Consider the following 12160-nt stretch of genomic DNA (forward strand, 5'->3'; position numbering starts at 1 on the left):
TACAACAGTGCGGTCAGCAGTACTGGCGTGCAACAAAAAATAGTATATTGCTCTCGAAACGCGTTGTCCTATCGCAACATTCTGAGAGAATTCTACCTGAATTTTTGTGTTAGGGTAATTCTCTACTCTTGTATTTCACACAAGTTACACGCAGTTACAAAGTTTCTTTCATTGAAAGCTTTACGGCGCGCCCAAGTTCGACTACTGACATGGCATAGAAATAACTTCGGTTGTACTTGGTGATAGAAAAGAAATTATTGCTGCCAACCCAGTACTCGGTCGGTTCAGGGCCGTTTTGCAGGTCGACCAGGCCGTACAGGCCCGGCGGCAGGTCGGCGTCCGGGTGCACGCCGGCAGCCAGCAGGTCGGCGCCGCTATATTGGGCTTCCAGTCCGGTGCCCAGGTATTTTTCCCAGCCGCGTTCGGGCGATACGGTTGCCGGATAGGCCAGCCGCGCCGGGTCGTCGCGCTTCCAGCCATGAGCAATCAGGAAATTGGCCACGCTGCCGATCGCGTCGGCTGGCGAATTGCGCAGGTCGACCTTGCCGTCGCCATCGAAGTCCACACCCAGCTTGTAGATATTGCTCGGCATGAATTGCGGCATGCCAACCGCGCCGGCGTAGGAACCGGTCAGCGATAGCGGGTCGATTCCGGTCTGGCGCGCCGAAACAATGGCTGCTTCCAGTTCGCCGCGGAAGAATTCCATGCGCGCTTCGCGGTTCGGCGTCAGCGGGTAGGAGAAGGCCAGGGTGGCCAGTACGTCGAGCACGCGGAACTTGCCCATGTCGCGGCCGTAGATGGTTTCCACGCCGATGATGCCGACGATGATTTCGGCCGGCACGCCATACAGCGCCTCGGCCCGCGCCAGTGTGTCGCGGTTGGCAGTCCAGAACTCGACGCCCGCATTGATGCGCTTGGGTTCGATGAAGCGGCTGCTGTAGGCTTGCCAGTTTTTCGGCTTGCCCGGCGGCGCCGGCTTCACCAGCTGCACCGCGGCGTCGATATAGCGCAGTTCGAGAAACAGCTTTTCGGATTCGGCGATCGGCACGCCATGCTTCAGTTCCAGGTCGCCCATGAACTGCTGCACGTCCTTCCATTGGCCGAAGTTGACGAATTCGCCGCTGTAGTCAATGGCTGGCTTCTTTGGCGCTTTCTTGACCTTGGCCGGCTTGTGGATGGCGGCGTCGGCCACTGGCGCCAGTGCCAGGCCAAGGCAAGCCAGGGCGAGCGTAATGGTGGGGAATTTCTTTAGAAAAGTCATCGGCATTGCTTCAGCAAACTATTCAGTCGTGCGACCGAGTTATCGTTTTGCGCCACCGGTGCGCCATATTTGAGCGCGCCGTATAGCTCCAGGAATCCTGTCATGGCCGCTATTTTCTCGCGGGGCAGGTTCAGCTGCCGCACGCGTTGGGCCAGGCCCAGCGGGCCTTCGTCCGGCGCCTTGTGCACGCCATGCCGCGCCAGCTGGCGGCAGAAGGCGAGGTAAGCAGCATCGACGGGGTCGCGCGCGCTTTCGCTGCGGCGGTATTTGATCATCAGCCACAGCCCGGCGCACAGGGCCAATGCCGCAAGCAGGCGCCAGTCGCCAAAGGCCGTGGCTAGTTCTCTGAGGAAATCTTGCTGCCTGTTTGGATTGTAGTCGAGGATCCATTGATTCCAAGCATTATTCATCGCGCTGATGCCAAAACGCATCTGCGCCAGCCAGGAATCCTGGTCGCGCGCCAGGTCGGCCAGGCCTTGCAAGCCGAAAGGTGCTGCTTGCGGCAAGGTTTGCGCCAGGCTGGTGCGGATGCGTTCCGGCGCCACCGCGGCAGTCGGGTCGATGCGCATCCAGCCGCGCTGGGGGCCCAGCCAGACTTCGCTCCAGGCGTGCGCATCGGACTGGCGCACCGTATAGTAGCCATCGACCGGATTGAGTTCGCCGCCCTGGTAGCCGGTCACCACCCGGGCCGGCAGGCCGGCCGCCCGCATCACGTAGACGAAGGCGCTGGAATAGTGTTCGCAAAAGCCCTTGCGGGTATCGAACAGGAACTCGTCGATTTCATCGCGGCCCAGGCGGCCCGGCTCCAGCGTGTATTCGAAGCCTTTGCGGAACATGTCCAGCACGGCAGCAATGGCGGCTTCGTCGCCGCGTTCGGCGCGCAGGGCCTGGATCTGCGCCGCATAGCGCAGCGTGCGCGGGTTGTAGCCTTTGGGGAGCTGCAGCCAGCGCCTCAGCGCCTGCGGCTCCAGGTCGGGTTGTGCGAGGTAATCCGGATGTGCCACGGAACTGTAGCGCAGGCGCTTGTCGCTGCTGGCCCGCACCAGCTGTTCCAGCTCGCCGGTATAGAACGTATCGCCGTCGCTGGTCCTGGCGCCCGGTTCGCTCAGTTCCAGCATGAACAGGAACTGATGGCGGCCCGGCTCCAGCGTCACCTCGTAGGGATAGGACGGCCCTTTCCAGGCCAGTTGCCTGGAAAGGCGCAACTGGGCGCTTGGAAGCAGCGCCTGGGCGATGCGGTTCCAGGTGCGGCCGTCGTAGTTGCTCATCACCGGGCCGCGCCAGTACAGCAGCGCTTTCGGCGGTGCGGCGCCCTTGAAGCTGGCGCGGAACGCCACCTCTTCTGACAGCGCCAGGCTGCTCATCGAGCCGGGCGACATGGTGTCCGACATGCCGCTCTTGCCCGCGGCGTCGCCCGGCAAGCCCCACAACGGCCCCTGGATGCGCGGGAATCCGACAAACAGCAGCATGCCCAGCGGCGCGGCGATGAGAAAAATGCGTCCGGCCAGCTTCAGGCGTGCGGCCAGCGGTGGCACGGCGCCGGTGAACTGGAAGGTAATCTGCGCCGACAGCAGCACGATGATCGTGGCAATCATCGCCAGCGCCGTGAGAATCGATTGCGAGTAGAAGAAGTTGGTCAGCAGCAGGAAGAAGCAAAGGAAGATCACCACGAACAGGTCGCGCCGTGCATGCATTTCCAGGAGCTTGAAGGTCAGCAGCAGGGCCAGCATGGTGACGCCCGGTTCGCGCCCCAGCAAGGAGCGGAAGGTCAGGTAGACGCCAGCCATGGCCAGCAGCGAGACCGGCAGCAGCAGCCACATGGGCGGCAGGCGGCTGCCGCGCAGCGTGATGGCGCCGCGCCAGGCCAGGGTCAGGCAGACCGCAGCCGAGGTCCACAGCGGCAGGTGACCGAAGTGCGGCAGCAGAACCATCACGGCAGCCAGCAGCAGCAACAGGGTGTCGGCTTTGTCGCGTGTGAGGCGGTTGGCCATGCCGGTCAGGCGCGCAATCATGCACCCTCCTTGCCGTATAAGGCGAGAACGCGCAGGCAGTCGGCGCAATGCGCCTCGCCCAGGCCTTGCGCGATCTGGCGGTGGCCAACGGTCAGGGCGTAGGACAGGGCGCGCCGCTCCGCTTCCAGCACCCAGGCGGTCAGGCGTGACAAGCGTAGTTCAATATCGAGCTGCGGCGGCAGCGCGTTGAGGTCCAGCAGCAAGTCGGATACGGCGCCTCCTTCGAAATGCTTGCTGACCAGGTTGCCCCCATCGGCCGGGTGCAGGCGCGCAATCTGGCGCCAGGCCAGGTGGCGCATCGGGTCGCCCGGCTGGTAGTTGCGGATGCCGGAGAAATTATCCAGGCCCACGGTGCCGTGGCCATCCTCGCGTGCAGCGCCGGTGGTCGGCAGCGGCGGCGGCGCCACTTCCGGCTGCGGATAGACCAGTACTTTCAGGTCCGGTTGCCAGTACGACCAGGCACCGAACAGGCCAAGCGGGAAGCGGGTGAACAGGCGCACGCGCGGCGCCGCCAGCCAGCCGCGTTCCGTGGTGGGGCGCGACAGCACGATAGCCGCGCTGCCTTTCGACGCGACATCGATCGACTGGCGCGGTTCGCCGTCTTCCTGGAAACCAAGCCAGATCGCGTAGCGGTCGCGCGGCGTGGCGTTACGCACCAGCAGTTCGAACTGGGCCTCGTCGCCGGCAAACACCGGCTGGGCACGGCCCGGCGACAAGTGCAGGAAGGCCAGGTTCTTGGCCGTCATGTACATGTCGACGATGGCGCAGGACCCGGTGAAGAAGGTCAGCACGAAGCCCAGGCCAAGGGTGTAGTTGATGGAGCCGATCAGCATGATCAGCAGCAGGCCGATAAAAGCCAGGCCGGGCCTGGTCGGCAGGATGAACACGCGGCGCATCACCAACTGCACCTCGCCCGGTTCCCTTTCCTTCAACTGGAAGATCCAGCCCCTGAGCCATCTCTGCGTTGCAGCAAACATGGACTTAAACAGGTACGGATTTCTGCAGCTGCAGCACCAGGTCGCGGCTGGCCATCGCGGTGCCGTGCGAAGACTTGAGCGGGCGCAGGCGGTGCGCGCAGACCGGCACCAGCACGGCTTGCACGTCTTCCGGCATGACGTGGTCGCGGCCTTCCAGCGCGGCCCAGGCACGCGCCGCCTGCAGCAGGGCCAGCGCGGCGCGCGGGCTCAGGCCTTCGGCAAAGAAGCCGTTCTGGCGCGAAGCCTGCGCCAGCGCCTGGACGTAGTCGATCAGGGCCGGCGAGGCATGGATCTGGCGCAGCGACTGCTGTGCTGCAAAGAGTTCGGCCGGCGTCATGGCCGGCGCCAGGTGCTTGAGCATCTGGCGGCGGTCTTCGCCCATCAGCAGCGCGCGTTCGGCGGCAGCGTCGGGGTAGCCGAGCGAAATGCACATCAGGAAGCGGTCCAGCTGCGATTCCGGCAGCGGGAAGGTGCCGACCTGGTGGGTCGGGTTCTGCGTCGCGATCACGAAGAACGGTTCGGGCAGGGGGCGGGTCACGCCATCGGCCGAAACCTGGCGCTCTTCCATCGCCTCCAGCAGGCCGGACTGGGTCTTCGGCGTGGCGCGGTTGATTTCGTCGGCCAGCAGCACTTGCGTGAAGATCGGGCCCGGATGGAAGCTGAAAGCATTCAGCTCGCGTTCATAGATCGAAATGCCGGCCACGTCGGCCGGCAGCAGGTCGCTGGTGAACTGGATGCGGTTGAACTGCAGGCCCAGCGACAGCGCCAGGGCGTGCGACAACGTGGTCTTGCCGACGCCCGGCAAGTCTTCCAATAAAAGGTGGCCGCCGGCCAGCAGGCAGGTCAGGGACTGGCGCACTTGCAATTCCTTGCCGACGATGACCTGGCCAACCTGGCGTGCTACGGCGTGTAATTTGGTATACATGGTTTTGGTACGTGTTTTGGTGGACCTGCCGCCGCGTGGTAGATTAGTCGCATTCTATGCGAGAACGCGATTCATGAGCACAGCAATTTACAGCCATCCCGACTGCCGGCGCCACGAAATGGGCGATTGGCATCCAGAATGCCCGGCGCGCCTGCAAGCCATTGCCGACCAGTTGATCAACGCCCACATCGACGACCTGCTGGAACACCGCGAAGCCCCGCTGGCCGAGGAAGCTTCCATCGCACGCAACCACACTGCCAACGCCATCGCCATCGTGCGCGACCACCTGCCGGCTGCCGGCGACTACTACCCGATCGATGGCGACACTTCGCTCAACGCGCATAGCTGGAACTCGGCGCGGCGTGCGGCCGGCGCCGCGATTGCGGCCACCGATGCCGTGATTGACGGCGAAATCGACAATGCCTTCTGCGCCGTGCGCCCGCCGGGCCACCACGCGCGGCCGACCGAGCCGATGGGCTTCTGCCTGTTCAACAATGTGGCAATCGCCGTCAAGCATGCGCTCGACGTGCGCGGCCTGGAGCGCGTGGCGGTGGTCGATTTCGATGTCCATCACGGCAACGGCACCGAAGAAGCGCTGCTCGACGAGCCGCGCGCGCTGATGGTGAGCTTCTTCCAGCATCCCTTCTATCCGTATTGCGAAGTGCTGCCGGAGACGCCGAACCGCGTCAACGTGCCGGTGCCGGCCGGTTCCAAGGGCGACACGGTGCGCGCGCTGGTGCAGGAAAAGTGGCTGCCGGCGCTGCACGCGTTCAAGCCGCAGATGATCTTCATCTCCGCCGGCTTCGATGCCCACCGCGAGGACGACCTGGGCGGCATGGGCCTGGTGGAAGCCGATTACGCCTGGATGACGCAGCAAGTGATGGAGGTCGCGCGCCAGCACGCGCAAGGCCGCATCGTGAGCTGCCTGGAAGGCGGCTACAACCTGTCGGCCCTGGGCCGCAGCGTGGTGGCCCACGTAAAGGCCCTGGCCGAGATCTGACATGCTGTCGCTGCTGCTCGCGCTGGCCGGTGCCAGCGCTTTCCCCTATGAGTCGCTGGCCACCCCGGCCAGTTGCACCGTGCCCGAGTGGCCGCGCGAAGCCGTGCGCTACGAAATCGAAGGCACCACCACGCTGCAGTTCCAGGTCGGGCCCGACGGCGCCGTGCGCAATGCGCATGTGAAGCAGGGCAGCGGCTGGAGCATCCTGGACCAGGCGGCGCTGGCGGGCCTGGCGCGCTGCCGCTTCAAGCCCGGCCTGCTGGCGGCGCGCGAAGGCACGGTGTTCCCGCTGCAGTATGCGTGGACGCTGGAAGGCCCGGCGCCATTGCGGCCGGTTCTGATCCCGGGGAGCTGCAAGGCGGAGCCCCACATCGCCGGCTACGCCAACTTCGACCAGCAGGCGGAACTTCGCGCCGGCGTCAAGGTACGCTTCCTGGTCGGTTCCGACGGTGTGCCGCGCAATATCATTCCCGAACCGGGGCGCTATGCCCCACAGGTGGTGCGTGACGCAGTTGCCTACGTCGCCGGCTGCCGCTTCGGCATTGCACCTGGCGCCAGCGGCGAGCGCACCGATACCTCGTTTGGCAGGGTGCTGCTGAAGTAATCGTGCTATCAGCCGACCGAGGCGTTGGAGCTGCCAATCAGCTTGCATCCGCACTCAGTTTCGCAACCTTCCACCGCTACGGGAATTCCGCCGACTGTCAGTGACTCGTGGGCGGTGATGATCTTGTTGATCCCGTGTGGCTTGCCGCCCGGGTAGTGGTCCGGACAATCGACTGCGTCGCCTAGCCGTGCAATGGCCTTGCCGGCGATGTCGTGATCAGGCGAACCACTAATGACTTTGCCGTCATGGCTGGTTTTGTCGCCCACAGTGATGATTACTAAAGACATACTTCCCTTTCGAGGAGAACAGAACGCTTTTCCCGGACCGCATTGCTCGGGACGTGACGTGATCGCTGCATAGCTTGTTCAGCGGCATTGGGAGAGATATTTTGTCAGATGAGCGTAGGCCGCCGGAGGGTAGCTATGCATTCGGTGCGACAAGATGATTTCAATGTGGGTCAATTTAGCTGACCTGCGCATCGGCAGCATCCATTAGGTGCCACGTCAAATCCGTTGCTGGCAGGTCTAGTAGCCAGTCTTTGTCCGCTTGCGGGAAAGGCTGGCCTGCTGTGAGCCATGCCTGTCGCCAAGACTGATTGACGATGCAACTCAAAGCGTGATCTGGGTGCACCCACGGTTGCCAAGTGCCGGTGGCAGGACAAAGATCCTTGGCTGCGGCTGATTGGGCAAGAGGAAGCGGGGCGGTACGCGTAAGTCCGCTTGCCGCGCGTGGTGCGACCGAAGAGTGGTCGTGGCGGATGGTGTCCCAACGTTCCCATACCACGTCGCTGATCAAACGCCCGCCACCATTTGGCTGATAGAAGCGTTCGAAGGGCTCGTCCTGCAAGTACAGGCCTGGCGGGATAGCTGCCAGCGCTGCCTGGATCGTGGCATCCTGACCTGGCGCGGTAGGTTGCCAGTAGGCCGGAGCGGGCGCCAGCACTGCTGGGGCCTTGACTTCAGACTTGCGCAGCGTGAATTCGGCAGCCACGAAGTGTCGGCCTTTGAGTTGGGCCGCTGCGCTTGGTGGTGGTGCAACTGGTGGTGGATTCACACCCATCGCAGCTTTCAGCAAGGATTCTTTCTTGCCGTCCCAAGGAGGAAGTTTAGCTGGAGGCAGTGGCAAAATTTTGTCGAGGTTGGGGAACCGACGGTTGGGGTTAAAGCTCAAAGCATCACCAAGAATTCCATAGCGTTGCGCGCGACTCTTGTCAATTTGTGGTGGCAGCATCTTGGCTGGATCAAATGGCTCGCCGAATTCGATCTGCAATTTGTTAGCACAGTCTGCACAACCCAATTTGACCCCCTCGTGTAAAACCTTCAACGCACGTTCGTTGTTCTCTCGAGTTGGATTGCGGGCGATTTCGCGGTATTCGGACGCCAAGTAGTATGCCGCTGGACCGAAACCTTGTCCAAAGGCGCATTCGAGCATTTTTCTTCCAATAGGGATATTTGCCCAAAATCCATCCGCCGGACTGTCCCAAGTTGCCGTCAATTTCTCGCCAAGGAAAGTCATCGATTGTGGGTTACCCATTTCAGCTGCGCGCTGGAAAAATGAATACGCTTTGGTGGCGTCACTGTCGACTCCTGTGCCATTCATGTAATAAACACCCATGCGATCAAAGGCAGCAGGTACTCCGAGCTGCATCGCGTCTTCGACTAGCTTGATTGCATCTTGCGCGCCGTATTGGGGATCACGTTTTTCTAGGTAAAGGCTGGCCAGATTAAGCATCGCTTTCCAGTGATGTCGCTCGGCGGCCTGCCTCGTCAGCGCAACGATTTGTTTGTAATCACGGTCGTCTACGTAGATGGACGGGTCTTCGAGTTCAATGGCTTTTTTCAACCACGCATCGGCTTGCGCATCAATTGGGGGCAACTTATCAGCCTCGACCGTGCAAGTGAAATCTGGGCGGTGAGGGTTAAAAAGTGGAAGTTCTTGACTTCGCGGGCGGCTGTCATGTGTCATTTTGCAAGCGAATAACGTGAAACATAAGAATGCGAGCGCAGCAAGCGCCCTTAATCGTTGAAAGTTCTGTAGTAGTAGCATGACTAACTAAAACGAATTGTTGAACTGCGATTGTCACTGAAAGGAAGCAGGAAGCCGGTCATGCCTTGCCTCTTTGACTTCTGTATTTTGTTTGTCTTCATCAAATCGGCCCATTTCTTAAATGCTGAAGTAATCTCTTCCGCCGTGCCGTTCCCTCCTGATACTACGTCACCGCTATGCATCTTAAATATGCGCTGCCTCAATTCCGTCGCATGTCGCGGATCGTCGCTCGCGATATTGATCTCGCTGTCGACCGCCATGCTGCGCTGGTTTAAGTTGGCGCTGCCCAACGTGAAGAAACTGTCGTCAACTAACAGCAGCTTTGAATGGATGTAGATTTCGCGATAGCGCCAATGACCTTTGTCGACGCCGCTTGTTTGTAACATGGCAGTGCTCACCCTTAGGCCGAATTGATCTTCCAACATTTTCAGACTAGGCTTGCTGATGGTATTCGCGTACTGCACCACTTCAGGCGGCGGGGCCGGGCCTAAGTCGCGGGCGCCGGCTCGGGTGACTGAGGTGTACTGTCAATAGTGGACACTCTCGTCTCAAGCTGCCAGCACTTCCTTGTTGAAGTCTGCCGCAAAGCGTGCCGGCGATTTGTAGCCAAGGCGCGAATGACGCCGTTGGCGGTTGTAGAAGATCTCGATGTACTCCGTAATGGCCGCCTGCGCTTCAGACCTGCATGCAAAGCGACGATGATGAACCAGCTCATTTTTCAAGCTGCCCCAGAAGCTCTCCATCGGCGCGTTGTCGAAGCAGTTTCCCTTGCGCGACATCGAAGTCTTCATTCCGAATTGGTTCTGCAGTTTCCTGTATTTCTCGGCGCAGTATTGACTGCCGCGATCAGAATGATGGATCAATCCCGCCGCCGGTCTTTTGTTGCGCACAGCCCGCCACAAGGCTTGCGCCGTCAAGTCCTGCGTCATGCGTGGCCCCATCGCATACCCCACCAGCTCGCAGGTGAAAACGTCCTTCACGCCGGCCAGATAGAGCCAGCCTTCCTCAGTCGCGATGTAGGTGATGTCTGCCACCCAGGCTTCGTTTGGCCGCGTCGGCAGGAACGTTTGGTTCAACAAGTTCGGCGCGACCGGCATGTCATGCCCGGAATTGGTGGTGGCCTTGAACTTGCGCTTTTGTCTGCAGCGCAGACCAAGTTCTGTCCGCAACCTGGCGACGCGATCACGCCCGGCCTCAAATCCTTGCTCCTGGAGTTCAGGATGAACGCGCAGCGTGCCATAGGTTTCGCGCGATTGCTGATGCACGGCCTGAATCGCCACCTTCAGCTTGGCGTCCTCCTGAGCGCGGCGCGACGGCTTGCGCCCCTGCCATGCGTAAAAGCCGCTGCGAGAGACATTGAAGACCCTGCAAAGCAAATCCGTCGGGTATCCGTCGAGTCGCACCGACTTCATGAACGCGTACCTGGCAGCGACTCCCTTGCAAAGTACGCCGTTGCTTTTTTTAGCACTTCCTTCTCCATGCGTTCAACGGCCAATTCTTTGCGCAGCCTAGCCACTTCCGCTTCAAGCTCCGCCACGCTGCGACTACCGGGAGCAGCCCCAGTATCATTGCTTCGCTTTGCAGCGTTAACCCAAGTCCCCAGTGTTCCCTTAGGAATGTCAAGCCGCTGCGCGGCTTCCTCCAGTGTCAGTCCCTGTGCGAGGACTAGTTTGACCGCCTCTGCCCGGAACTCCGGTGTGTATGTCTTCGATTTCATAAATGCTTCTCCCGTTGCTAAGTTTAACAAACGAGAGTGTCCGAAAAAGTCAGGTTACCTCAGACTACGATGTGGCGTTTTGGGTTTTCATTGGCGTCTTTGATCAGCTTGCCTTGACCGGTCATGCCATCTTGTTGACCGAGTACGGCAAGGGTGTCGTAGGTGCGGGGAACCATCTGCGCGCGCTCGGGGGCCGGGATGACGATGAATACATGCATGTGGGGCATTTCTTCCATGCTTTTGCCGGCTTTTGCGCGGGCACGGTTCCAGGCGGCGACCACGCTTTTGCGCTTTTCGAGCAGGCGGCGCGACCAGTCTTCATATTGGAAGTACTGGTTCTCCATATACAAATAGCCACCGCCGAGGGCGGCGATATCGGTGGCCTGGAAATAGACCTCTTTGATCGTCATGTCATCATTTTCTTCGGGTTGGGTGCGTACGATCTGGACGGTAGAATCGTCGGGCCTTGCCGGGCGCGCCAAGCGGGCGGGCGGGGCACTGCAGCCATCTTGCCAGCTCGTGCAGGCGCGTTCCGCTGCGCGCGTTCGGTCGTCGACGGCGCGATCCCAAGCAGTGACAAAATTCTTGTACAGGCAGTGCAAGGCAGCGCCTTCAACTCGGCATGCGTAGTCCTGGTAGGGCTTTAGCGTGGCAAAGCCTTGGTCAGGATTAACTATTGCAGTGCCGTCGGCAGCGCTAAGTTGCACGGCCTCCTCGGCTTCTTTCTCGCCCCCACATTCGCGGCGAGAGTCTTCCAGCAAGTGTGCCGTGGTACACCAGTAGTCGGTGACGGAGTTGAGGCCCATAACGTATCCGACGGCTTTCGCCCCCTCATTGTGGGCGTAATCGATCAGGATCGGTTTCTGGTGGTGGGTGCCGCCGTGCACCAGGAGCGCACGTTCGACTTCGCCATCGCGCAGCCTGCCGGGTTTCAGCCTTTCCATGCCAAGGGCGGAGTTGATGGCACTCGCATCTCCTGTACGGACCCGAACTTTAATCAGGCCCAGCAAGCCATGCATCGCCGCCTTGTACCAGCTGCAGCAATATTCGGTGCGAGCATCGGAGTGAATGTTCTCCTGCTTGAGTCTGCTGAAGAAGCCGGGGTCCTTCTGCGCAGCCTGGCGCCGCGCCAGGCTATTTGCAGCGCTAAAGTGTTCCCTGTCGACCCGGTCATCGGTCCAGGGATCATTATCGTGTGAATAGCCCGGCATGTTTTTTTGCAGCCAACTTCCAATGGTGTCGTGCCAAATTAGCAGACGAACTGTGACGCCACGTTTGGCCGCCGCGATTAGCAGGTCGCCGTAGGTAGGTCCTCGTGGCCAGGTTTTCCCCGTGCGCACCAGTTCCATGCCGGGGTCGAAGCCCCAGCACACCAGGTCGATGCTCTGTTGGGCGGCTGCGATTTCTGCTGCGATGTCGGCGAACCCTTCCTGGCCGCAGATGAACAACTTAAGTTGATTGTTGTGCGTGATCGGATGGCTTGCCGCGCCTTTTTTGTTGCGATTTTCGGCAAACCATTGCACTGAACCATTGGCGGTGCGGTTTGTTTCGCAAATGTGCGAGGTTTCAGTTCGTTTGATCGGATCGGTCATGAATTGCTTGAATTACTCTGTCAGAT

The 12160-nt window shown here is 60.8% G+C and carries 11 protein-coding genes; 2 read left to right on the forward strand and 9 right to left on the reverse strand.

Annotation, left to right across the window (positions count from 1 at the left end):
* Positions 1 to 154 precede the first annotated feature (154 nt).
* Genes mltB through ACN9M3_RS10160 form a run of 4 tightly spaced genes read right to left on the reverse strand, consistent with a single transcriptional unit; the run spans position 155 to position 5175 of the window.
* Positions 155 to 1267 (reverse strand): lytic murein transglycosylase B, encoded by a 1113-nt coding sequence (gene mltB, locus ACN9M3_RS10145; protein WP_426322222.1) that lies wholly within the window; start codon positions 1265 to 1267, stop codon positions 155 to 157.
* On the reverse strand, positions 1258 to 3273 hold the full coding sequence (locus ACN9M3_RS10150; RefSeq protein ID WP_426322224.1) for a transglutaminase TgpA family protein: 2016 nt from the start codon (positions 3271 to 3273) through the stop codon (positions 1258 to 1260). Before ACN9M3_RS10150 ends, mltB begins: the two co-directional genes overlap by 10 nt.
* Entirely contained in the window at positions 3270 to 4205 is a 936-nt protein-coding gene (locus ACN9M3_RS10155; protein WP_426322226.1) for a DUF58 domain-containing protein, read from the reverse strand. Before ACN9M3_RS10155 ends, ACN9M3_RS10150 begins: the two co-directional genes overlap by 4 nt.
* A 49-nt stretch (positions 4206 to 4254) precedes the next feature.
* The gene (locus ACN9M3_RS10160; RefSeq protein WP_426322228.1) at positions 4255 to 5175 is read right to left on the reverse strand and encodes an AAA family ATPase; all 921 of its coding nucleotides are present in this window, start codon (positions 5173 to 5175) and stop codon (positions 4255 to 4257) included.
* Between the two features lie 73 nt (positions 5176 to 5248).
* Between ACN9M3_RS10160 and ACN9M3_RS10165 the strand changes: the two genes are divergently transcribed.
* Together ACN9M3_RS10165 and ACN9M3_RS10170 are read left to right on the forward strand one after the other, a co-directional pair.
* Positions 5249 to 6175, forward strand: coding sequence for a histone deacetylase family protein (locus tag ACN9M3_RS10165; protein WP_426322230.1), 927 nt, complete (start codon positions 5249 to 5251; stop codon positions 6173 to 6175).
* Position 6176: 1 nt separating this feature from the next.
* Positions 6177 to 6779, forward strand: a complete 603-nt coding sequence (locus tag ACN9M3_RS10170) for an energy transducer TonB (protein ID WP_426170447.1) — start codon at positions 6177 to 6179, stop codon at positions 6777 to 6779.
* An 8-nt stretch (positions 6780 to 6787) separates the two neighbouring features.
* Here the strand turns inward: ACN9M3_RS10170 and ACN9M3_RS10175 are convergent, their stop codons facing one another.
* The 5 genes from ACN9M3_RS10175 to ACN9M3_RS10195 form a co-directional block, all read right to left on the reverse strand.
* Positions 6788 to 7066 (reverse strand): PAAR domain-containing protein, encoded by a 279-nt coding sequence (locus ACN9M3_RS10175; RefSeq protein ID WP_426170448.1) that lies wholly within the window; start codon positions 7064 to 7066, stop codon positions 6788 to 6790.
* A 175-nt stretch (positions 7067 to 7241) separates the two neighbouring features.
* Complete coding sequence (locus ACN9M3_RS10180; RefSeq protein WP_426322233.1) at positions 7242 to 8744, reverse strand: tetratricopeptide repeat protein; 1503 nt, start codon at positions 8742 to 8744, stop codon at positions 7242 to 7244.
* A gap of 83 nt (positions 8745 to 8827) precedes the next feature.
* The gene (locus ACN9M3_RS10185) at positions 8828 to 9211 is read right to left on the reverse strand and encodes a phospholipase D-like domain-containing protein (RefSeq protein WP_426322235.1); all 384 of its coding nucleotides are present in this window, start codon (positions 9209 to 9211) and stop codon (positions 8828 to 8830) included.
* Positions 9212 to 9373: 162 nt separating this feature from the next.
* A protein-coding gene (locus ACN9M3_RS10190) for an IS3 family transposase (protein ID WP_426317910.1) occupies positions 9374 to 10542 on the reverse strand; the annotation gives its coding sequence in 2 pieces (ribosomal slippage) (positions 9374 to 10275 and positions 10275 to 10542; 1170 coding nt in all).
* Positions 10543 to 10601: 59 nt separating this feature from the next.
* On the reverse strand, positions 10602 to 12134 hold the full coding sequence (locus tag ACN9M3_RS10195; RefSeq protein WP_426322237.1) for a phospholipase D-like domain-containing protein: 1533 nt from the start codon (positions 12132 to 12134) through the stop codon (positions 10602 to 10604).
* Positions 12135 to 12160 lie beyond the last annotated feature (26 nt).

Origin of the sequence: Pseudoduganella sp. R-43, from assembly GCF_049913255.1 — a bacterium.
Taxonomy (GTDB): Bacteria; Pseudomonadota; Gammaproteobacteria; order Burkholderiales; family Burkholderiaceae_D; genus Rugamonas.

What these genes read in the sequence shown, in the direction of transcription:
- mltB (WP_426322222.1), bottom strand. Translation starts at nt 1,267, where the DNA reads ATGCCGATGACTTTTCTAAAGAAATTCCCCACCATTACGCTCGCCCTG.
- ACN9M3_RS10150 (WP_426322224.1), bottom strand. Translation starts at nt 3,273, where the DNA reads ATGATTGCGCGCCTGACCGGCATGGCCAACCGCCTCACACGCGACAAA.
- ACN9M3_RS10160 (WP_426322228.1), bottom strand. Translation starts at nt 5,175, where the DNA reads ATGTATACCAAATTACACGCCGTAGCACGCCAGGTTGGCCAGGTCATC.
- ACN9M3_RS10165 (WP_426322230.1), top strand. Translation starts at nt 5,249, where the DNA reads ATGAGCACAGCAATTTACAGCCATCCCGACTGCCGGCGCCACGAAATG.
- ACN9M3_RS10170 (WP_426170447.1), top strand. Translation starts at nt 6,177, where the DNA reads ATGCTGTCGCTGCTGCTCGCGCTGGCCGGTGCCAGCGCTTTCCCCTAT.
- ACN9M3_RS10175 (WP_426170448.1), bottom strand. Translation starts at nt 7,066, where the DNA reads ATGTCTTTAGTAATCATCACTGTGGGCGACAAAACCAGCCATGACGGC.
- ACN9M3_RS10180 (WP_426322233.1), bottom strand. Translation starts at nt 8,744, where the DNA reads ATGACACATGACAGCCGCCCGCGAAGTCAAGAACTTCCACTTTTTAAC.
- ACN9M3_RS10185 (WP_426322235.1), bottom strand. Translation starts at nt 9,211, where the DNA reads ATGTTACAAACAAGCGGCGTCGACAAAGGTCATTGGCGCTATCGCGAA.
- ACN9M3_RS10195 (WP_426322237.1), bottom strand. Translation starts at nt 12,134, where the DNA reads ATGACCGATCCGATCAAACGAACTGAAACCTCGCACATTTGCGAAACA.